Raw genomic sequence first — 21173 nt, 5'->3', positions numbered from 1 at the left:
CGCCCGCTTCCTTCACCGCCCCCGGGCGCCTACGGTGAGTGGTATGGCACCGATACCGACCCCGCCCGCTCAGCCTGACGACATACCCGGCTCCTACGTCGGCCTGGAGGCCACGAGCGCGGAACAGCGCGCCCGGGTGCGTGGCTGGACCACGGTCAGATCCCTGCCCCCCGGCTCGATCATCACCATGGAGTTCGTGGCCGGCCGGCTGAACTTCGAGGTCGAGAACGGCAGGGTCATCCGCTGCTGGCTGGGCTGAGCCCCGCACCGGCCGCCGATCGCGCGAAAAGCCCCGGCCGCGCGGCCGGGGCTTCCGTGTGCGCGCGTAGCCCGCTCTCGGCGGCGGCGCCCAGGGGCTTCCGTCCGGATCAGGCGCGAGCCCGGCAAGATCCGGATGAGCGGCCCCAGGCCCCGTCCGCCGGACACCCCAGGCCCTGTCCGCCGGACGGGGCCTAGCCGCCGGCCGCCGGCCGGGAGCGCGCCGGGCGCCGGTTGCCGCCCGGGGTCATCGGAGGCCGTTCCGCGCGCAGCGCGTGCGGTCGCGACTGGGTGAGCTGTCCGGTGCTCCGGTTCGCCGTGGCGAGGCCGGCGTGACCTGCCGTGATCGGCTCGCGGGGTGGTCCCTCACCGTCCGGCGACGATCCCGGTGGGCCTTGTCCCGGCCGGGGACCCCCGGCCGCGACCGGGGTGGAGGGGGCGGCGGCCCTGCGCCGGGCGCGCCAGCGTTCGCGCACCGCGAAGATGGCCCGCTCGGTGCGGCCGATCACCGGCTCGAACCAGGGCAGCCCCAGCAGGATCAGCAGACCGGCGGCCCAGCCGAGCAGGACATCGCTCAGCCAGTGTGTGCCGAGGTAGACGGTCGTCGCGCCGACTCCCAGGGCCACCACGGACGACAGGATCGACAGATAGCGCCTGGCCCGGGGCGTGGTCGCCAGATACGCCAGGATTCCCCAGGTCACGACGGCATTGGCGGTGTGACCGGAAGGAAATATATCGCCGCCGGCGAAGAGCTCGGCCGAGCCGATCCGTGTCGCGTAGTGGGGGCCGAGCCGGCCGAGGCCGAGCTTGACGGCCCCGACCGTCACATTGAGCAGCAGCAGCGCCGCGCCGAGGGCCAGCAGCGGCCGCAGCGTGTGCTGGCGCCAGGAACGCCAGCCCAGCCAGGCCGCGATCATCACGGCGGTGGGGCCGCGCTGTCCGAGCACCACGAAGTAGTCGAGGAAGGCGTGCAGGCCCGGCCACTGCTGATAGGGCCGGAAGAGCATGACCTTCCAGTCGAGGGTCACCAGCCAGGAGGAGGCGAGCACGGCAACGACGATGGCGAGATAGAACGCCAACGTGCCGCCGAGAAGAGCCTTGCGGGTCCGGCTCATCCGCGGGGTCTCTATCTTCGGCGGCTCCGGCTCCCGGTCCAGCCGGGCGAAGATGTCGGTACGCACCCAATCGACGTTACAGCGAGTGAGTGAGCGAGAAGGGCGTTCCGGTCTCTTCGTGATGACGATGTGATGTGGAACAGGTCTCGGATCGTGTTTTATCCGAGGTGGTTCCTGAAATCCACGTGACCTTGCGCCCTATTCATCGGCACGCCGCTCCAGGACCGGCTTTGCGGGGAACGAAAATAGCTCGCCTCAATGCCGTGTCGAATTTCTGGCCCCGCTCACGCGCCGCGGGCCGCGGTCCAGGCATGGGGGAGTGGCGTACGCCACACTCCCTGGTCGTGAGGGTGAGAGATGCACCACGCGTCACATGGGTGCACTCGCGTACGCTGACGGCTCACTCGCCGGTCGATGCCGGGCCGCCCAGCGGGACCCCCGGTCCCTCACGGTCCGCCGCGTGCGAGGGACGCATCAGGAGGTTACGCGGATGTCCGGGATCAGCACGGCCGGAGCACGGCCGCGTGCCGCCGACGGCGCTGCCAACCGCTGGGTCGTCCTGGTCGTCCTCTGTACGAGTCTGCTGCTGGTCGCGCTCGACGCGACCGTGCTGCATGTCGCCGTCCCGGCCGTCACCGCGGACCTCCGTCCCAGCGGCGTCGAGCTGCTGTGGATCGTGGACGCGTATCCACTGGTCTGCGCCTCCTTGCTGATCCTCTTCGGCACGCTCGGTGACCGGGTCGGCCGCCGCCGGGTGCTGCTGATCGGGTACGCCCTCTTCGGCGCCGCCTCGGCGCTCGCGGCCTTCGCCGGCTCGCCGATGGTGCTGATCGGCGCGCGCGCCCTGCTCGGCGTCGGCGGCGCGATGATCATGCCCGCGACGCTCTGCATCCTGCGCCATGTCTTTCCGGACCGGCGGGAGCGGGCCGTCGCCATCGGGGCCTGGACGGCGGTCGCCGCCGTCGGGGCCGCCGTCGGCCCGGTCCTCGGCGGCTTTCTCGTCGAGCACTTCTGGTGGGGCTCGGTCTTCCTGATCAATATCCCGCTGCTGGCGGTCATCCTGCCGCTCGGCCGCTTCCTCCTGCCCGAGTCGAAGGGCCCGGGTGACGGCCCCTGGGACGTGCTCGGCGCGCTGATGGCGGCGGTCGGGGTACTGGGCCTGGTCTTCGGTGTGAAGCGGCTCGGCGCCGGCGAGACCCCGCTCGGCCCCGCCACGCTGGTCCCGGTCTGTCTCGGCGCGGCTCTGCTGATCCTCTTCGTCCGCAGACAGCGACGGCGGGCGTACCCGCTGATCGACATGCGGATGTTCGCCAGGCCCACCTTCTCCACCTCCGTCGGCTGCATCGTCATCGCCATGCTGGCGCTGGTCGGCCTGGAGCTGATCGCCGTCCAGTACCTCCAGCTGGTGCTGGGACTGAGCCCGCTGGCGACCGGGCTGCGGCTGCTGCCGCTCACTTTCGCCGCGATCGCCGCCGGTGCCACCGGGTCGGCCACGCTGCGGCGGGTGGGTCCGCGCCGGATGGTGGCCTGGGGCTTCGTTCTCACCGCCGCCGCCGTCCTGCTGCTGACCCTGATGGGCCAGTACGACCGGCCCGGGCTGCTGACCGTGGCGTTCGTCCTGCTCGGCTTCGGGCTCCAGACCACCCTCTTCGGCGCTTACGAATCGATGCTCAACGATGCCCCCGCCGACCAGGCGGGCGGGGCGGCGGCCATAGGCGAGACGTCCTACCAGCTCGGCGCGGGGCTGGGAATCGCCCTGCTCGGCAGTGTGATGAACGCGGCGTACGCGCCCGCGATGGCGTCGGTGAAGGGCGTCCCCGCCTCGGCCGGTTCGGCGGCGGGCGATTCGCTCGGCGAGGCCTACCAGGTGGCGGCCCGGCTCGGCGGGAGCGCGGGCGAGTCCCTGCGGATCGCCGCGCGTCACTCCTTCGTGCAAGGCCTGCATGTGACGTTGCTTGTCAGCGCGGGTCTGCTGCTGCTCGGTGCGCTGGCCGCGCTACGGCTGCCGAAGATCATGGAGTGCTGCCCGGCGCCGGGCGCCGACGAGCGGGAAGAGGCGCAGCCGCGGGGAGAAGTACGGCAGGAGCCGCCGCCGCGGGTACAGGAGGCGCGGCCACCACGGCAGCGCTTCGGTGAACAGCGCTCCGGTGAGCAGCGCTCCGGCGAACAGCGCTCCGGCGAACAGCGGCCGGTCGGTCCGGGCAGTCGGCTGTGCGAGTCGTCCGAGCAGTCCGGCGCGGCCCTCCCGCTGAGCCGTGGCCGCGCCTGACCTGGCGGTTGACCGCGCCGGGGCCCGTACGTCCCGCGTGCCGGGTCTGGACGGGCGGTGCACCGACCCGTAACGTCGGGGCCGATCCGTAACCGGCGTCGCTCGTTTCCGGTCGCCCGATTCCCCGCCCGCGTGAGCCGCCGGAGGCGCCCCCGTGCCCGCACCGTCCGCCCCCAAGCCGCCGCCCTTCGACCCCGGCGACCCGATCGGCATCGACGATCTGCTCGACCCGGAGGACCTGGCGATCCGGGACACCGTGCGCGGCTGGGCCGCCGACCGTGTCCTGCCGTACATCGCCGAGTGGTTCGAGCGCGGCGAGCTGCCCGGGATCCGTGAGCTGGCCCGCGAACTCGGTTCCCTCGGTGCGCTCGGCATGTCCCTCACGGGGTACGGCTGCGCGGGTGCCACCGCCGTGCAGTACGGGCTCGCCTGCCTGGAGCTGGAGGCCGCCGACTCCGGCATCCGCTCCCTCGTCTCCGTACAGGGCTCGCTCGCCATGTACGCGATCCACCGCTTCGGCTCGGAGGAGCAGAAGCGGCAGTGGCTGCCGGGCATGGCGGCCGGCGAGATCATCGGCTGCTTCGGCCTCACCGAACCCGATCACGGCTCCGACCCGTCCGGCATGCGCACGCACGCCAGGCGCGACGGCGGCGACTGGGTGCTCACCGGCCGCAAGATGTGGATCACCAATGGCTCGGTAGCCGGGGTGGCTGTCGTCTGGGCGCAGACCGACGAGGGCATTCGCGGCTTCCTCGTTCCGGCCGGCACCCCCGGTTTCTCGGCACCGGAAATCACCCATAAGTGGTCACTGCGTGCCTCGGTCACCAGTGAACTGGTCCTCGACGACGTACGGCTGCCGGCCGACGCCGTCCTTCCCGAGGCCACCGGGCTGCGCGGGCCGCTCAGCTGTCTGAGTCACGCCCGCTACGGAATCGTCTGGGGCGCGATGGGGGCGGCACGCGCCGCCTTCGAGTCGGCGCTCCAGTACGCCAGGACCCGTGAGCAGTTCGGCCGGCCGATCGGCGGCTTCCAGCTCACCCAGGCCAAGCTGGCCGACATGGCCCTCGAACTGCACAAGGGCATCCTGCTCGCCCACCATCTGGGGCGGCGGACGGACGCCGGCCGGATCCGCGCCGAGCAGATCAGCTTCGGCAAGCTCAACAACGTGCGGGAGGCGATCGAGATCTGCCGCACCTCGCGGACCATTCTCGGCGCCAATGGGATCTCGCTGGAGTATCCGGTGATGCGGCATGCGGCGAACTTGGAGTCGGTGCTCACCTATGAGGGCACCGTGGAGATGCATCAGCTTGTGCTGGGCAAGGCGCTCACCGGCCTTGACGCCTTCCGGTGAAGGTGGACCGATGAGCCGGTCGAACCGGTGAGCGCCCCGCTCAGCTCTGGTTGAAGAAGCCGTCCTGGCGGCCGGTGCCGGTGCCGCCGGTGACGACCTCGGTGTCGGCCGGGCTCAGCAGGAAGACCCGGGTGGCGATCCGTTCGATCGAGCCGCGCAGCCCGAAGATCAGTCCGGCGGCGAAGTCGACGACGCGCTTGGCGTCGGCGGGCTCCATGGCGGTGAGATTGATGATCACCGGAATGCCGGAGCGGAAGAGCTCGCCGATGCCCCGGGCGTCCCGGAAACTGTCCGGGGAGACGGTGGCGATCCTGCGGTCCTGCTCGTGGGTGGCCTCGGAGGCGACCCGTACGCGCGGGTCGGTCTTCCAGGTGTCGCCACTCTCCGCACCCTCGGCGTACTCGTCGTCGTAGTAACGCTCGTCGTTGTCCTCGACGAGACCCAGCCAGGCGCTCGCCTTGCGCACCGATCCCATGGACGCCTCCTTTCACCGCGATCACATGTCGTTCCCTATCCCTATCGTCGTCCATGATGCGGATTGCGCGCCAAGGGGATAGTCGGCGCGCAGGCGATTCGTGACGGTACTGGTGCAGAAAGATGTGGCGGTTCGTCAAGGTTATTCCGGGGTACGGGGCCTTATTCGGCGCAAAATATGAACTTCCGGCCAGATGGGTGAGGATGGGGACATCCGGGTGAGGGTTTCACTCGATACGATGCGTCTCTGTACAGGTGAACGACTCTCGGGGGACCGTCGTGTTCGGAATCGTCAGCCCCTGTGCCCACCGGCTCACGGACAGCCTCCGAACCGAGTGGACGGCCCACCTCTGCGGGCTCTGCCCGGCACTTCGTGCAGACCACGGCCAGTCCTCACGGGTCGTCACCCATGACGACGGGCTGATCGTCCCGGTCCTGACGGAGGCTCAGGCCGAACGCGCCCCCGGGCAGCGCCGCACCCCCGCACCCCCGCACCACCGGTCCGTGTCCGCCGCGCGGCATGCGGACCGCCCCGGTCGCCCGGGGTGAGGGCGTACGCCTCGCGGCCGCCGCCGACCCCCCGGGCAGGAGTCACTGGGGCCGGGCAGGCGCGGCTTCCTGGCCGGCTGCGCCGCCTTCGTCGGGCTGCGCCGCACCTGCCGACTGTGCCGCGCGGACCATTACGTGGACCGTTACGAGGGTCCGTGGCCGGGCAGGAAGGGGCAGGGCTGCCTCCGCCACACCGACTGCTGCGATTGCTGTGACGGCGATTGTTCCGACGGTGGTGACTGCTGCGACTGCGGGTGTGATTGCGGCTGACCGGTCAGGACCGCCGGAGGCCGGGAACGGGCTGGGTGCGAGGGGAGGAAAGCGTGACGCGCTGCGTGTGAAGGCTCGGGGGAACGGCGCGCGGGCGCCGGGTGGGACGGAGGCGAGTGCAGGGCGTCAGCTCAACAGGAAGAGGACCACACGCGACCGAAGTCGATGTGGGAGCGCGTGACCAGCCACTGCTGCGCATACATGAGCCCAGTGGAACAGGCATCCGTTTCCGCGTCAACCAGCCCGGGGCGGCCCGCTCACAGTGTGGACAAGCTTGACAGTCCGCCGTGCACGCGCCGTAGCCTCTGTGCAGCGGATCGTGCTGAGGGGCTCGGTCCGCCCGCGTTTCGTTCTCCGTGAAGGCACTTCCCGTGTTCGATCACCGCATCCACGGAGCCCTCGCATGTCTGTGTCCCCGGAGTCCTCGGACCCTGCCCCTCAGCCGCTTGTCACCCCGTCTCTCGTCATCATCGGGGCAGGTCCGCGCGGTACGGGTTTCCTGGAGCGACTCGCCGCCAACGTGCCCTCCCTCTTCGACGGCCGCCCGCTCGACATCCACCTGGTGGACCCGCATCCGCCCGGCGGCGGCCGGATCTGGCGCCGGGACCAGTCACCGCTGCTCTGGATGAACTCCATGGCGCAGGACGTCACCATGTTCACCGACGACTCGGTGTCCCTGGCCGGGCCGGTACGCGAGGGACCCGCGCTGCACGAATGGGCACGCGACATCCGAGAGGGCCGGGCACAGCTCTCCGCCGAGTCCGAACGCGCCGAGTCCGAACGCGCCGCGTTCACAGGCCCCGCGACCGGGACCGCGAGCCCGAGCCCGAGCGCCGTTCCCGGGCTCCGCGCCGAGATCGCCGCTCTGACCGGTCAGGCCTTCCCCAGCCGGCGGGTGCAGAGCGCCTATCTCAGCTGGGTCCACGAGCGGGCGGCGGCCGCTCTGCCGCCCCACATCACCATCCACCGGCACCCCACCCGCGCCCTGCGCGTCAGCGGTCCGCGCGACGGACGGCAGCACGTCCGGCTGGAGGGCCGTGCCGAACCGCTGCCCGCCGACGCCGTCGTCCTGACCCTCGGACACCTCGACGGCGAACCGGACGCGGAACAACGGGAGCTGGCCGCCTTCGCGCGGCGGCACCGGCTGGTGCATCTGCCGCCCGACTTCACCGCCGACAGCGATCTGTCCGCCCTGCCGGCCGGCGAACCCGTCCTCGTGCGCGGCCTCGGACTCGCCTTCGTCGACCTGATGGTGCTGCTCACCGAAGGGCGCGGCGGCCACTACACCGGGCGCCCCGAGGACGGCGGGGAACTGGTCTACCACCCCTCGGGACGCGAACCGGTCCTGTTCGTCGGCTCACGGCGCGGTGTCCCGTACCACTCCAAGATCGGTTACGGGCTCGACGGCGAGCGGCCCCCGCTGCCCCGGTTCCTCGGCCCCGCCCAGATCGACGAGCTGCTGGGCCGGCCGGACCCGCTCGACTTCCGGCGGGACCTCTGGCCCCTGGTCGTCAAGGAGCTGGGCTTCGCCCACTACCACCGGCTCTTCACCGCGCACCCCGGGCGCACGCGCGTCGACCGGCTCGCCTTCGAGGAGAAGTACGCGGCCGCCGACCCCGGCAGCCCCGAACTGGAGACCCTGGTCGAGGAAGCCGTCCCGGACCCCGCCGACCGGCTCGACCTCGGCGCGCTCGACCGCCCGCTGGACGGGCTGGGCTTCCCCTCGTACGACGCACTCCAGGACGGCCTGCGCGACTACATCGGCGCCGACCTCGCCCGCCGGCACGACGCGTCCCACAGCGCGGACCTCGGCGTCTTCTTCGGACTGCTCTCGGTCTACGGCCAGCTGATCCGCCTCGGTGACATCGGCGACCCGCGCGGGCACTGGCACGGCTTCTTCAGCCATCTCGCCTCCGGGCCGCCGGGCCCCCGGCTGCGCCAGCTGCTCGCGCTCTCGCGGGCCGGGGTCGTACGGTTCCTGGGTGCGGGGATGACGGTCGAGGCCGACGAGCGGCGCGGCGTCTTCCGGGCCCGGGGCGGCGGAGTGCCGGGGGACGACGTCGAGGCGCGCGCCCTCGTCGAGGCGCGGCTCCCCGACCCCGCGCCGGAGCGCACCCGCAGTCCGCTGCTGCGCGCGCTGTACGAGGAGGGCGCCGCCACGGCCTCGGCGGGCCTGGTCCGGGTGGACCCGGACGACGCGCGGCTGCTGGAGAGCGACGGCCGGCCGCACCCCCGCCGCTTCGCGCTCGGTCCGTACACCACCGCCCGCTCCAGCGGGGCGTTCACCCGGCCTCGTACGGGCGGTCCGGCGTTCGGGCAGAACGACGCGGCGGCGCGCGCCGCGCTCACCCTGCTCGCCGCTCTCCCGCAGCCTTCGAACCGCAGCTGAAAGGCACGCCATGCCCGCCACCCGCCCCCTGTACCTGGCCGCCGAGATCGGCGGTCCGCCGCGTTTCGACGCCACGGGGTACGTCGAACTCGCCCGGCTCGCCGAGCGCGGTGCCCTCGACTTCGTCACCCTCCAGGACTCCTTCGGCCGCCCCGGGCCCGACGCGCTCGCCGTCATGTCCCGGGTCGCTCCCGCCACCGAGCGCATCGGTCTGGTCCCGGCGGTCACCACCACCCACACGGAGCCCTTCCATGTCTCCTCGGCGGTGGCCACCCTGGACTGGGTCAGCCGGGGCCGGGCCGGCTGGCTCGTCGACGTGTCGGACACCCCGGCGCAGGCCCGGCTCTTCGGCCGCCGTCCGGCCGCACCCGCCGCTGCCCTGTGGCAGGAGGCGGGGGAGGTGGCGGACGTCTCGGCGCGGCTGTGGGACAGCTGGGAGGACGACGCGGAGATCCGCGATACGGCGACCGGGCGCTTCATCGACCGCGACAAGCTGCACTACGTCGACTTCGCGGGCACCGGCTTCACGGTCCGCGGCCCGGCCATCGTGCCCCGGCCGCCCCAGGGCCACCCCGTCACCGTGATCGAGGCGAAGGACGACCACAGCGGCGAGACGGCCGCGCGATACGCGGATGTCGTCCTGGTCAGGGCCGGCTGGCCCGAGGAGGCCGGCGCGGTCCGGGAGAGGCTCCGTTCCCGGGCCGCCGGACATGGCCGTGATCCGGACTCGCTGCGGGTGCTGGCCGCGCTCACCGTCGATCTCGGCGGCGGCGAACGCTCCACGCGGCCGGGCCTGGAGAACGCGTCGCGCACCACCGAAGCCGGCGCCGGTGGCCCGCGTTACAGCGGGGGCCCGGTGGATCTCGCCGAACTGATCATCAGCTGGCACGGGACGGGCGCCGTGGACGGCTTCCATCTCACGCCCGCCGAGCCGGTACGCGATCTCGAACGGCTGGTCAACGGCACGGTGGCGCTGCTCCAGCACCGCAGCCGGTTCCGCACCTTCCATCCGGGTGGCACGCTCCGTGAACATCTGGGCCTCGCCCGCCCGGTCAACCAGTACACGCCCGCCGGGGGAGCCTCATGAGCACCGACCTGCCGACCGATCCGCCGACCCACGCGCCCGCCGGCCCGCCCGCCGGCCCGGCTGCCGGCCCGGCTGCCGAGGCGCCCGCCGACGTGCCCACCGACCTGCCGACCGGCCGCAAGCGGATGCATCTCGCCGCCCACTTCCCCGGCGTCAACAGCACCACCGTCTGGACCGACCCCCGCTCCAGGTCCCAGATCGACTTCTCCTCCTTCGAGCACCTGGCCCGGACCGCCGAGCGCGGAAAATTCGACTTCTTCTTCCTCGCCGAGGGCCTGCGGCTGCGCGAGCACAACGGCCGCATCCATGACCTGGACGTGGTCGGCCGCCCCGAGTCGATCACGGTGCTGAACGCGCTGGCCGCCGTCACCCACCGGCTCGGCCTCGCCGCCACGGTGAACGCCACCTTCAACGAGCCGTACGAGCTGGCCCGCAGGCTCGCCACCCTCGACCACCTCAGCGACGGCCGCGCCGCCTGGAACGTCGTCACCTCCTCCGACGCCTTCACCGGCGAGAACTTCCGGCGCGGCGGCTACCTCGACCGCGCCGACCGCTACACGCGGGCCGCCGAATTCGTCGCGACCGCCCGTGAGCTGTGGGACTCGTGGACCCCGGCGGGGCCCGGCGCCCCGCACGGCGCTCCGCGCCCCGTCGCCCACGCGGGGCGGCACTTCTCGGTCGAAGGGGAGTTCACCGTCCCCCGCTCCCCGCAGGGCCACCCCGTCGTCATCCAGGCGGGCGACTCCGAGGAGGGCAGGGAGTTCGCCGCCTCCGCCGCCGATGTGGTCTTCACCCGCCACGGCACGCTGGAGGCGGGCCGGGCCTTCTACGCGGACACCAAGGCCCGGCTCGCGAAGTACGGCAGGGAACCCGCCGACCTCAAGATCATGCCGGGGGTCACCTTCGTCCTCGGCGACACCGGGGCGGAGGCCCGGGAGCGGGCCGCCGTGATCCGTGAGCAGCAGGTCTCCCCGCAGAACGCGATCCTGGCCGCCGAGCAGATCTGGGGGCGCGACCTCTCGGCGTACGACCCGGACGGTCCGCTGCCCGAGATCGACCCGGACCCGGACTCCGGGCTGGTCCAGGGCCGGGTGCGGGTCGGCGATCCGCTCGCGGTCGCGGCCAGGTGGCGCGCGCTCTCCGAGGCCAAGGGCCTGTCGATCCGTCAGACGGTCATCGAGACCACCGCGCGGCAGTCCTTCATCGGTACCCCGGAGAGCGTCGCGGAGGAGCTCGACGCCTTCGTCCAGGCGGACGCGGCCGACGGTTTCATCCTCGTCCCGCATCTCACCCCGGGCGGACTCGACGACTTCGTCGACCGGGTCGTCCCCCTCCTCCAGGAGCGCGGGGCCTTCCGTACGGAATACACCGGGTCCACGCTGCGCTCCCATCTGGGGCTGGCCGAGCCCGTAAGGAAAGGTTGACCGACATGACCACCGAAGCATCCGACGCCACGGATCCCGCCGAGGACTGGAGGAGCTGGCACGAACACCGCGTCCTGACGGTCTCGGCACCGTACGGGCCGCTCTCGCTGACCGGCACCCACTGGCTCGCCGATCATCCGGAGGGGCGTCTTCCGGCAGTGCCGGGGGTGTGGCGCGAGGACGGTGACGAGGTGGTGCTGACGGCGGTGGACGGGGACCGGCTGACGGCCGACGGAGAGCCGCTGACCGGCGAGATCCGGCTGACCGCCGACGTCGGCCCGTTCGACGCGTCGCGCATCGCGACCGGTGAGCGCAGGCTGGTCGTCCTGCGCCGGGAAGGGCTCTGGGCGGTCCGCGACATCGATCCGAAGTCCGACGCGCGGCGCGCGTTCCAGGGCATCGAGGCCACCCCGTACGACCGTGACTGGGCGCTGCCCGGCCGCTTCCGGCCGTACGAGGAGAGCCGTACCGTCCAGGTCGAGAACGCCGACGGGCGCGAACGGGGGCTCGGCCTCGGCGGGGAGGTCTCCTTCACCGTCGGCGGTACGGTCCACACCCTCCAGGTCGCCGTGGAGCCCGACGGCTCGCTCTGGGCGGTCTTCGCCGACACCACCAGCGGCAAGGACAGCTACCGCTTCCGCTTCCTGCGGCCCTCGGCCCCGGCCCCGGACGGGACGGTGACCGTGGACTTCAACCGGTCGCTGCTGCCGCCGTGCGCCTTCGCGGACCACTTCATCTGCCCCTTCCCGCCGCCCGGCAACACCCTCCCGATCGCGGTCCCGGCGGGTGAGCTCACTCTCCACGCCGGCTGACGCCCCCTCGGCCGACGCCCGTTCCTCGTCGAGCGGCCACCTGGGTGCCCGGATCTCCTCACCCAGGACGGCCGTACGCGAAGGAGCGCCCGGCCGCGCCGTGATCCCGCTCCTGTGGGGGCGAATTCAGGACAGGTCTGGTCCTCACCCCCCGATGGCACCGCGTCGCACGGGGTGTTCGCATATGGAACCGACCCTGGCCGACCTAGGGTGGCGACAGCCCTGAAGTACGGCAGCAAGGTCGTACGCGCGTCCGGAAGTCGACCTTGTGTGTTACTGGCCGGTCTCGGAATAGTGGGCGTCTCCACCTCCGTGACAGCGCACCCCACATGCTCTGTCACGGCCCCCACAGGAGGTTCGTGTTGCAGCATCGGCGTATTTCGAAGAAGCGGGCGACGATGGCAGGCAGTGCCGTCGTCGCCCTTGTCGTAGCGGGCGTCACCTTCCAGACTGCGAACGCCAGTGAGGTGTCGCCCTCGCCCACGGTGAAGTCGCTGACCGCGACGGCGGCCGGAAACCTCGCATCCACCCTCGGCAAGAGCCTGGGCGCGGACGCGGCGGGCTCGTACTACGACGCCACCTCCAAGGCGCTTGTGGTGAACGTCGTCAGTGAACGGGCGGCCGAGACCGTCCGTCAGGCGGGCGGCGAGGCCAGACTGGTCGCGAACTCCCTCGGCGAGCTCACGAGTGCCCGGCGGACCCTCACCGACAAGGCGACCATCCCGGGCACCTCCTGGGCCGTCGACCCGGTGACCGACAAGGTGGTCGTCACGGCCGACCGTACGGTCAAGGGCGAGGCGCTGAGCAAACTCGACAGCGTGGTGAAGGGGCTCGGCGCCAAGGCCGAACTGAAGAGGACGGCAGGGGAGTTCAAGCTCCTCATCGCCGGCGGTGACGCGATCTGGGGCTCCGGTGCGCGCTGCTCGCTCGGCTTCAACGTGGTCAAGGGCGGCGAGCCGTACTTCCTGACCGCCGGTCACTGCACGGAGGCCGTCCGGAGCTGGTCCGACTCGCAGACCGGCGCGGAGATCGGGGCGAACGCGGCGTCCGCCTTCCCGGGCACCGACTACGGCCTCGTCAAGTACACCTCGTCGGTGGCCCACCCGAGCGAGGTCGACCTCTACAACGGCGGCACGCAGCCGATCACCGGGGCGGGCGAGGCGACCGTCGGGCAGACGGTGTCCCGCAGCGGCTCCACCACCCAGGTGCACAGCGGCCAGGTCACCGGGCTCGACGCCACCGTGAACTACGGCAGCGGCGAGATCGTCAACGGGCTCATCCGGACCACGGTCTGCGCCGAGCCGGGCGACAGCGGCGGCGCGCTCTTCGCGGGCAGCACCGCGCTCGGGCTGACCTCGGGCGGCAGCGGTGACTGCTCCTCGGGCGGTGAGACGTTCTTCCAGCCGGTGCCCGACGCGCTCGCCGCGGTGGGTGCCCAGATCGGCTGACCCTCAGGCCTGTCCGAAGGACGGAGGAGCCCGGCCCGCCAGTGATGGCGGGCCGGGCTCCTCGGCGTACAGGTCCGGCCACGGACCGTATCGACGCAGGTGGGAGGGGGTGAAATGGCCGACTCGCTCGCTATCGTACGAATGTTCGATACTTGGTTTATGGTGGAAAGCGGGGGAGGTGAGAACGGCTAGGTCCAGGAGGCGCGGATGTCCGGGTTCACACATCTGCGCACCGTCTCCGGATTCTCCCTGCGCTACGGAGCGTCCCACCCGGAGCGGCTGGCCGAGCGCGCGGCCGAGCGGGGCATGGACGCCCTCGCCCTGACCGACCGCGACACCCTCGCGGGCGCGGTCCGCTTCGCCAAGGCCTGCGCCGGAGAGGGCGTGCGGCCGATCTTCGGGGTGGACCTCGCGGTCGGCGAACGGGCACGCGAAGAGGGCCCCACCGAGCGCCGGCGCACCCCCGTACGCGGCGGCGCCTTCATCGACGAGTCCGCGCCCCGCGCGGTCTTCCTCGCCCGGGACGGCGCGGCGGGCTGGGCGGAGCTGTGCCGGCTCGTCTCCACCGCGCACGCCGCCGGGGACGGCGCCCCGCTGCTGCCCTGGCAGGACAACCACGGCGCGGGACTGACCGTGCTCCTCGGACCCGACTCCGAGATCGGCCGGGCCCTCGCGGCCGGCCGCCCCGACCGGGCTGCCCGACTGCTCGCGCCCTGGCGCGAGATCTACGGCGACGCGCTGCGTCTGGAGATCGTGTACCACGGAGGCACGGGCCCCGGGCCCGGACAGCACGGGCGTACGGGCACGGGCCCCGGCTCGCTGCGACAGGCCGCCCGTACCCTCGGCTTCGCCACCGAACAGGGCGTACGGGCCGTACTCAGCAACGCCGTGCGCTACGCCGATCCCGGACAGGGCCCGGTCGCCGACGTCCTCGACGCGGCCCGCCTGCTGGTCCCCATCGACCCGCGCCGGGGCCTGGACAGCGGAGAACGCTGGCTCAAGGACCCGGCCGGGATGGCCCGTACCGCCGAGCTGATCGCCGAGGCCGCCGGATTCCGCCGCGAGACCGCGCACCGGCTGCTGGCCCTGACCGAGGAGACCGCCGCCGGCGCTCTCGTCGATCCCGAGGACGATCTGGGGATGGGCACCATCCACTTTCCCGAGTCCCGGCTGGTCGGCGCGGACCGCCGTACCGCCGCCCGCGTGCTGCGCTCGCGCTGCGCCGCCGGGATGGTGCTGCGCGGCTACGACCGGGACCGGGAGTACTGGGCGCGGATGGACGCCGAGCTGAGCACGATCGACCGGCTCGGCTTCGCCTCCTACTTCCTCACCGTCGCCCAGGTCGTCGAAGACGTGAAGGACATGGGTATCCGGGTCGCGGCGCGCGGCTCCGGCGCGGGCTCCCTGGTCAATCACCTGCTGGGGATCGCACACGCCGATCCGGTCGCGCACGGGCTGCTGATGGAACGCTTCCTCTCCACCCGCCGGCCCGGACTGCCGGACATCGACATCGACGTCGAGTCCGCGCGGCGGCTGGAGGTCTACCGCACGATCCTCGACCGCTTCGGCCCCGAGCGGGTCGCGGCCGTCGCCATGACCGAGACCTACCGGGTGCGCCATGCCGTACGGGATGTGGGGGCGGCCCTCTCCATGGACCCGGCCGAGATCGACCGGATCGCCAAGTCCTTCCCGCACATCCGGGCCAGGGACGCCCGCGCCGCGATGGAGGAACTGCCCGAACTGCGCGCGCTGGCGGGGGAGCACCGGCGGGACGGGGCGAGGTACGGCCGGCTGTGGGAACTGGTGGAGGCCCTGGACGCGCTGCCGCGCGGGGTCGCCATGCACCCGTGCGGCGTGCTGCTCTCGGACGCCTCGCTGCTGCGCCGTACCCCGGTGGTGCCGACCAGCGGCGAGAACTTCCCCATGTCCCAGTTCGACAAGGAGGACGTCGAGGACCTGGGGCTGCTCAAGCTCGATGTGCTGGGTGTACGGATGCAGTCGGCGATGGCGTACGCGGTCACGGAGATCGAGCGCGCCACCGGACAGGTGGTGGACATCGACGACCCGGAGCAGGTGCCCGAGGGCGACCCCGAGACCTACCGGCTGATCCGCTCCGCCGAGACCCTGGGCTGCTTCCAGATCGAATCACCGGGCCAGCGCGATCTGGTCGGCAGGCTCCAGCCCGCCACCTTCCACGACCTGGTGGTCGACATCTCGCTCTTCCGGCCGGGACCGGTGGCGGCCGACATGGTGCGGCCGTTCATCGAGGCCAGACACGGCCGGGCACCCGTCCGCTACCCCCACCCCGACCTGGAGGAACCGCTGCGCGGCACCTATGGCGTGGTCGTCTTCCACGAACAGATCATCCAGATGCTCGACATCATGACCGGCTGCGGCCGGGAGGAGGCGGACAAGGTGCGGCGGGGCCTCTCCGACCGCGAGTCCCAGGGCCGGATCCGCGCCTGGTTCGAACAGCGGACACGGCGGAAGGGGTACGCGCCCGAGGTCGTCGCGCGCGCCTGGGAGATCGTCGAGGCGTTCGGCTCGTACGGCTTCTGCAAGGCGCACGCCGTCGCCTTCGCCGTACCGACCTATCAGTCGGCCTGGCTGAAGGCCCACCATCCGGCCGCTTTCTACGCCGGGCTGCTCACCCATGACCCGGGGATGTACCCGAAGCGGCTGCTGTTGGCGGACGCGCGGCGGCGGGGGGTGCCGGTGCTGCCGCTGGATGTGAACCGGTCGGCGGCCACTCATAAAATCGAACTGGTGTCTGATAATGGCCCTGGAGTGTCCCGCGCGGCGTCCGGTGCGCCGTCCGGTGCGCCGTCCGGTGCGGCATCCGGGGCGGCGGTGTCCGGCTCCGGCCCGGCCGGGGTGTGGGGGCTCAGACTGGCGCTCTCCGATGTCCACGGCATCAGCGGGACGGAGACGGCCCGGATCGTGGCGGGACAGCCGTACTCCTCGCTGCTGGACTTCTGGCAGCGCGGCCGCCCGGGCCGCCCGGTCGCCGAACGGCTTGCGCAGGTGGGCGCGTTGGACATGTTCGGCGCCAACCGGCGCGATCTGCTGCTGCACCTGTCCGAACTGCACGGCGCGCGGCGACGGGACTCCGCCGGGGCCCAGGGGGACCAGCTCCCGCTCGGCGGTGGGCGGCGGACCGCCCCCGCCGGGCTGCCGGACCTGAGCGACGCCGAACGGCTCAGCGCCGAGCTGGGCGTGCTCGGTATGGACGCCTCCCGCCACCTGATGGCGGATCACTACGCGTTCCTGGAAGAGCTGGGAGCCATGTCGGCCAAGCGGCTGCGCGAGATGCCGCACGGCCGGACCGTCCTGGTCGCGGGCGCCAAGGCGGCGACCCAGACCCCGCCGATCCGCTCCGGCAAGCGGGTCATCTTCACGACGCTGGACGACGGTACGGGCCTGGTCGACCTCGCTTTCTTCGACGACAGCCACGAGGCGTGCGCGCACACCGTCTTCCACTCCTGGCTGCTGCTGGTGCGCGGGGTGGTGCAGCGGCGCGGTCCGCGGAGCCTGAGTGTGGTGGGGGCGGCGGCCTGGAATCTGGCGGAGCTGGTGGAACTGCGGAAGCGAGGGGGACTGGACGCGGTCGCGGCGGCGCTGGACGCTCCGCCGGCGCCCTCCGCCGCCTCCCCGTCCCCTGACCGGGGCCGGCGGATCCACCTGTCCACGGGCTACGAGATGAACCCCTGGTCGGACCTCCGGCCGCCCGGCGAAGGCATGCCCACCGGACGGAAGCTGTGGCACTCCAGTCCCGGAAGCGCGGGATGAGGCCGATGCGTGTCCTCTACGTCCACTCCGCGGACCGTGCCGGGGAGACCTGGGAAACGCTCCTGCGGCTGCTGGGCGATGTCACCCCGGTGGTTGAGGCGTTGCCCCCGGACGCGGTACTGGCGGACGTGGGGAGGAGTACCCGGTACTTCCGTCGGGACGCGGTCGAGATCGCGAAACTGATACGTGTACGCGCCTTGGCCCTGCACGGCCTCGAATGCACCATCGGTGTGGCGGCCAACCCCCTGCTCGCCAGGATGGCGGCAGCCGACGGAACCCCGGGGGCTGTCCGGTTCGTCGCGGACGATCCGAGAGAGGTCGCGTCCTTCCTGGAGTCCAAGCGGGTGGCGGCGCTTCCCGGAGTGGGGCCGAGGACGGCCCGCACGTTGAGCGGGTACGGGCTGGACTCCGTCGGGAAGGTGGCGGACGCTCCGGCGGCCGTTCTGCAGCGGATACTGGGTGCGAAGAAAGGGCGCCTCATCCATGAACGCGCCCGTGGAATCGACCGGGAGTCCGTGGTGCCGAACTCTCCGGCACGTTCGGCCGGCGCCGACCACCGGTTCAGCCGGTACGAACTCGACGGGACCGAACGCCGCCGAGTCCTGCTCGGGCTCTCGGCCGACATCGGGTGGCGCCTGCGGGACGAGGAGCAGGTGGCTCGTGCTCTCACCCTCACCGTGCGCTACGCGGACGGTTCGACCACCACGCGTACGCGCGCGCTTCCGGAACCGACCGCCCACACACCGGTGCTGGCCGCTCTCGCGTACGCCCTGCACGACGCCCTGGGGCTCCAGCGGGCGCGTGTATCGGCGCTCGCCCTCAGGGCCGAGGACCTGACGGCCGCGGAATCCATCGGCTACCAACTGACTTTCGACCCTCAGGCGGACAAGGCACGTCTTCTGGAGCCCGTTGTCGACCGTATCGCCGCCCGGTGGCCCGGAGTCGTGGGCCCCGCGGCCGTCGTCGGCCTGACGGCCCCGGCTTCCGCGGACAGGGCCGCCCGCCCCCGGCCGGCCGGTCCGGCGCACCGGAGAGCACAGGACGGCAGAGACGTGGCGTGAGCACCCGGCCGAGGCCGGTCCGCCGGTGTTGATGCCGGGATCGCCGGGCGGGTGAGCCTAAGGTGACGACGCGTCGGATTTTTTACCGACGCGTAACTTCCCTTCGCCTTTCTACTCATGCGTAACTTGGCATGAGCACAGTCATAACTTGTGGTCCGGGCCGCAGGGTTGACCGTCATCGCCATTCCCTTGAGCCGCAAGGAGATCGCCTGATGCTGCCCTGGAAACGCGCCCTCGGCCCCCTGGCCGCGCTGCTACTGGCCGCCACCGTCACCGTCACCCCCGCCGTAGCCGCGACGGCCTCCCCTTCCGTTTCCCCCTCCGCCTCCCTCTCTGTCTCCGCGTCAGCGCCGAGCAGCGGCTGGAACGACTACTCCTGCAAGCCCTCCGCCGCGCATCCCCGCCCCGTCGTCCTGGTCCACGGAACCCTGGGCAACGCCGTCGACAACTGGCTCACGCTCGCTCCGTACCTGGTGAACCGCGGCTACTGCGTCTTCTCCCTGGACTACGGACAGCTCCCCGGCGTGCCGGTCTTCTACGGACTCGGCCCCGTCGACGCCTCCGCCGCACAGCTCGCCACGTATGTCGACAGAGTGCTCGCCGCGACCGGCGCCGCGAAGGCCGACATCGTCGGCCACTCCCAGGGCGGCATGATGCCGCGCTACTACCTGAAGTTCCTCGGCGGGGCGGCGAAGGTGAACGCCCTGGTCGGTATCGCGCCCAGCAACCACGGCACCACCCTGCTCGGGCTGACCCAGCTCCTGCCGTACTTCCCCGGGGCGAAGGACCTGCTGAACGCCAAGACCCCCGCGCTCACCGACCAGGTGGCCGGCTCCGCCGTCCTCACCAAGCTCAACGCGGGCGGCGACACGGTGCCCGGCGTGCACTACACCGTCATCGCCACGCGGTACGACGAGGTGGTCACGCCGTACCGCACGCAGTACCTCACCGGTCCCGACGTGCGCAACGTGCTGCTCCAGGACCTGTGTCCGGTCGATCTCTCCGAGCACGTGGCGATCGGCACGATCGACCTCGTGGCCGCGCACGAGGTGGCCAACGCCCTCGACCCGGCGCACACCACCCCGACCACGTGCTTCTCGTGACCGGCTGACGAGCGACCGCCGTCCTCGCGCGCCCGGATCCGGCGGGCGGGGCGGCGGGTCGGACGGCGGGTCGGACGGCTGGTCGGGCGGTGCGCAAGCCCCGCTGTCAGTGGTGGCTGCCATCCTCGGCACATGACGACGACCGACGACTGGGACTCCCTCGCCGACTCCTTCGACCAGGAGCCCGACCACGGGCTGCTGGACCCCGCCGTCCGGGCGGCTTGGGCTGCCCGGATGACCGACTGGCTGCCGGGGGAGCCGTCCCGGGTGCTCGACCTCGGCTGCGGTACGGGCAGCCTCGCCCTGCTCGCGGCCGAGCAGGGCCACCAGGTGACGGCCGTCGATCTCTCCCCGCGCATGGCCGCGCTGGCGAGGACCAAGCTGGCGGACATCGGCGCCGAGGTCCTGATCGGCGACGCGGGCCGGCCGCCGGTGGGGGAACGGACCTTCGACGTGGTCCTGGCCCGCCATCTGCTCTGGACCATGCCGGACCCCGAGGCGGTACTGCGGCACTGGTCGTCGCTGCTGACACCGGGCGGCCGGCTGGTGCTCATCGAGGGCGTCTGGTCGGGCACGGGTCTGCCCGCGACCCGGCTCATCACGGCCCTGGCCCCGCTCACCGAGCGTGTCCACCACGAGCGTCTCTCCGCCGACCCCGCCCTGTGGGGCCGCCCGGTCGACGACGAGCGGTACGCGCTGATCGCCCGGTCGGCGCCCGTCGGGCGCCATACCGAGGTGGTCGACGTCCACCTCATCCTGCGCCGGGGTGATGACGTCCTGCTCGCCCGCCGCTCGGGGACGGGGTACGGCGACGGCCTGCTGAACGGCCCCTCGGGCCACGTGGAGTCCGGCGAGGATGTCCGGACGGCCATGATCCGCGAGGCGTACGAGGAGGTCGGGGTGCGGCTGACCCCCGACGACCTGCGTGTCGCCCTGGTCATGCAGCACCGGGGCCCGGGTGGTGAGCCCCGGATCGGCTGGTTCTTCGAGGCGGCGTACGGAGCGGGCGGCGAGCCGTACAACCGCGAGCCGCACAAGTGCTCCGGGCTCTCCTGGCACCCTCTCGCCGCGCTGCCGGACGAGCTGGTCGCCTACTGCCGCGCGGGACTTGACGCTTACCGCGCCGGCGACCGCTTCGTCATCCACTGGCACGAGGACAGCGACCCGATCGCTCACGACCCGCACGCACCGGGGCGGGCCGTACGGCTTCCCGTGACCACCACCGAGAGTCCCTAGCCGTATTGCACTGAGGTTGGGTCCTGTCCGCCGGCCCGGCGCGCGGACATGGTGTATCCCGCTGCCGTCGCGCGCCGTCGACCGTGCCCGGGTGTGAGGGAGAATCGCCCCGTGACTCTGAAGATCGTGATCGACCCGGCCGCCGTGACCGCTCCGTACGAGCAACTGCGTACCCAGATCTCGGCGAAGGCCCGCTCGGGCGCGCTGCCGGTGGGGTACAGACTCCCGACCGTACGGGGACTCGCCGAGGAACTGGGGCTGGCCGCCAACACCGTCGCCAAGGCCTACCGGGCGCTGGAGAGCGACGGGGTGATCGAGACCCGGGGCCGGAACGGCACGTTCGTCGCCGCCGCCGGTGACGCCGCCGAGCGGGAGGCCGTGACCGCGGCGCAGGCGTACGCGGAGCGCGTGCGGCGTCTCGGGCTCGGAAAGGCCGCCGCGCTGGCGGCTGTCGAGGAGGCGGTGCGGGCCACGTACGCGAAGTGACCCCGGCCGGGGGCCGGATGCTGCCCCGGTCAGAGGCGACAGAGGCGACAGA

15 protein-coding genes are annotated in these 21173 nt (G+C 72.2%); 13 read left to right on the top strand and 2 right to left on the bottom strand.

Annotation, left to right across the window (positions count from 1 at the left end; all coding sequences use genetic code 11):
• Positions 1-43: 43 nt before the first annotated feature.
• On the top strand, positions 44-259 hold the full coding sequence (locus ACIBAE_RS12015; protein WP_399284225.1) for an I78 family peptidase inhibitor: 216 nt from the start codon (positions 44-46) through the stop codon (positions 257-259).
• Between the two features lie 193 nt (positions 260-452).
• On the opposite strand, the gene ACIBAE_RS12010 is transcribed toward ACIBAE_RS12015, so the two are convergent.
• Positions 453-1439: a phosphatase PAP2 family protein gene (locus ACIBAE_RS12010; RefSeq protein ID WP_399284223.1), complete on the bottom strand. Its 987-nt coding sequence runs from the start codon at positions 1437-1439 to the stop codon at positions 453-455.
• A gap of 424 nt (positions 1440-1863) precedes the next feature.
• Between ACIBAE_RS12010 and ACIBAE_RS12005 the strand changes: the two genes are divergently transcribed.
• Positions 1864-3642, top strand: a complete 1779-nt coding sequence (locus ACIBAE_RS12005; RefSeq protein WP_399284222.1) for an MFS transporter — start codon at positions 1864-1866, stop codon at positions 3640-3642.
• Between the two features lie 154 nt (positions 3643-3796).
• The gene (locus ACIBAE_RS12000) at positions 3797-4993 is read left to right on the top strand and encodes an acyl-CoA dehydrogenase family protein (RefSeq protein WP_399284221.1); all 1197 of its coding nucleotides are present in this window, start codon (positions 3797-3799) and stop codon (positions 4991-4993) included.
• Between the two features lie 40 nt (positions 4994-5033).
• Here the strand turns inward: ACIBAE_RS12000 and ACIBAE_RS11995 are convergent, their stop codons facing one another.
• A complete protein-coding gene (locus ACIBAE_RS11995; RefSeq protein ID WP_399284220.1) occupies positions 5034-5468 on the bottom strand; it encodes a cell division protein SepF in 435 nt (144 codons plus the stop codon).
• Positions 5469-6689: 1221 nt separating this feature from the next.
• On the opposite strand from ACIBAE_RS11995, the gene ACIBAE_RS11990 reads away from it, so the two are divergent.
• The 10 genes from ACIBAE_RS11990 (at position 6690) to ACIBAE_RS11945 (ending at position 21121) form a co-directional block, all read left to right on the top strand.
• Positions 6690-8675 carry an FAD/NAD(P)-binding protein gene (locus ACIBAE_RS11990; protein ID WP_399284219.1) on the top strand — a complete coding sequence of 662 codons (1986 nt, stop codon included), beginning with the start codon at positions 6690-6692 and terminating at the stop codon, positions 8673-8675.
• 10 nt (positions 8676-8685) lie between these two features.
• The gene (locus ACIBAE_RS11985; RefSeq protein WP_399284218.1) at positions 8686-9762 is read left to right on the top strand and encodes an LLM class flavin-dependent oxidoreductase; all 1077 of its coding nucleotides are present in this window, start codon (positions 8686-8688) and stop codon (positions 9760-9762) included.
• A 125-nt stretch (positions 9763-9887) separates the two neighbouring features.
• Entirely contained in the window at positions 9888-11186 is a 1299-nt protein-coding gene (locus ACIBAE_RS11980; RefSeq protein WP_399284279.1) for an NtaA/DmoA family FMN-dependent monooxygenase, read from the top strand.
• Positions 11187-11191: 5 nt separating this feature from the next.
• Positions 11192-11998 carry a DUF1684 domain-containing protein gene (locus ACIBAE_RS11975; RefSeq protein ID WP_399284216.1) on the top strand — a complete coding sequence of 269 codons (807 nt, stop codon included), beginning with the start codon at positions 11192-11194 and terminating at the stop codon, positions 11996-11998.
• Positions 11999-12264: 266 nt separating this feature from the next.
• Positions 12265-13446, top strand: a complete 1182-nt coding sequence (locus ACIBAE_RS11970) for a S1 family peptidase (RefSeq protein ID WP_399284215.1) — start codon at positions 12265-12267, stop codon at positions 13444-13446.
• Positions 13447-13653: 207 nt separating this feature from the next.
• On the top strand, positions 13654-17235 hold the full coding sequence (locus ACIBAE_RS11965) for a DNA polymerase III subunit alpha (protein WP_399284213.1): 3582 nt from the start codon (positions 13654-13656) through the stop codon (positions 17233-17235).
• A 5-nt stretch (positions 17236-17240) separates the two neighbouring features.
• Entirely contained in the window at positions 17241-18296 is a 1056-nt protein-coding gene (locus ACIBAE_RS11960; protein ID WP_399284211.1) for a DNA polymerase thumb domain-containing protein, read from the top strand.
• A 212-nt stretch (positions 18297-18508) separates the two neighbouring features.
• Positions 18509-19399: an esterase/lipase family protein gene (locus ACIBAE_RS11955; protein WP_399284210.1), complete on the top strand. Its 891-nt coding sequence runs from the start codon at positions 18509-18511 to the stop codon at positions 19397-19399.
• Positions 19400-19531: 132 nt separating this feature from the next.
• Positions 19532-20635, top strand: coding sequence for a methyltransferase domain-containing protein (locus ACIBAE_RS11950; RefSeq protein WP_399284209.1), 1104 nt, complete (start codon positions 19532-19534; stop codon positions 20633-20635).
• A 111-nt stretch (positions 20636-20746) separates the two neighbouring features.
• Positions 20747-21121 carry a GntR family transcriptional regulator gene (locus tag ACIBAE_RS11945; protein WP_399284208.1) on the top strand — a complete coding sequence of 125 codons (375 nt, stop codon included), beginning with the start codon at positions 20747-20749 and terminating at the stop codon, positions 21119-21121.
• The last annotated feature ends 52 nt before the right edge of the window (positions 21122-21173 follow it).

It is taken from the genome of Streptomyces sp. NPDC051569 (assembly GCF_044454085.1).
Classification (GTDB): Bacteria; Actinomycetota; Actinomycetes; order Streptomycetales; family Streptomycetaceae; genus Streptomyces.
Note: the sequence above shows the minus strand (reverse complement) of the source record. Positions and strands in the feature narration are given on the sequence as shown.

Bases quoted from the DNA above. Each gene is read 5' to 3' on its own strand.
- ACIBAE_RS12005 (WP_399284222.1), top strand. From the start codon at position 1,864: ATGTCCGGGATCAGCACGGCCGGAGCACGGCCGCGTGCCGCCGACGGC.
- ACIBAE_RS11990 (WP_399284219.1), top strand. From the start codon at position 6,690: ATGTCTGTGTCCCCGGAGTCCTCGGACCCTGCCCCTCAGCCGCTTGTC.
- ACIBAE_RS12015 (WP_399284225.1), top strand. From the start codon at position 44: ATGGCACCGATACCGACCCCGCCCGCTCAGCCTGACGACATACCCGGC.
- ACIBAE_RS11965 (WP_399284213.1), top strand. From the start codon at position 13,654: ATGTCCGGGTTCACACATCTGCGCACCGTCTCCGGATTCTCCCTGCGC.
- ACIBAE_RS11950 (WP_399284209.1), top strand. From the start codon at position 19,532: ATGACGACGACCGACGACTGGGACTCCCTCGCCGACTCCTTCGACCAG.
- ACIBAE_RS11975 (WP_399284216.1), top strand. From the start codon at position 11,192: ATGACCACCGAAGCATCCGACGCCACGGATCCCGCCGAGGACTGGAGG.
- ACIBAE_RS11985 (WP_399284218.1), top strand. From the start codon at position 8,686: ATGCCCGCCACCCGCCCCCTGTACCTGGCCGCCGAGATCGGCGGTCCG.
- ACIBAE_RS11980 (WP_399284279.1), top strand. From the start codon at position 9,888: ATGCATCTCGCCGCCCACTTCCCCGGCGTCAACAGCACCACCGTCTGG.
- ACIBAE_RS11960 (WP_399284211.1), top strand. From the start codon at position 17,241: ATGCGTGTCCTCTACGTCCACTCCGCGGACCGTGCCGGGGAGACCTGG.
- ACIBAE_RS11955 (WP_399284210.1), top strand. From the start codon at position 18,509: ATGCTGCCCTGGAAACGCGCCCTCGGCCCCCTGGCCGCGCTGCTACTG.
- ACIBAE_RS11995 (WP_399284220.1), bottom strand. From the start codon at position 5,468: ATGGGATCGGTGCGCAAGGCGAGCGCCTGGCTGGGTCTCGTCGAGGAC.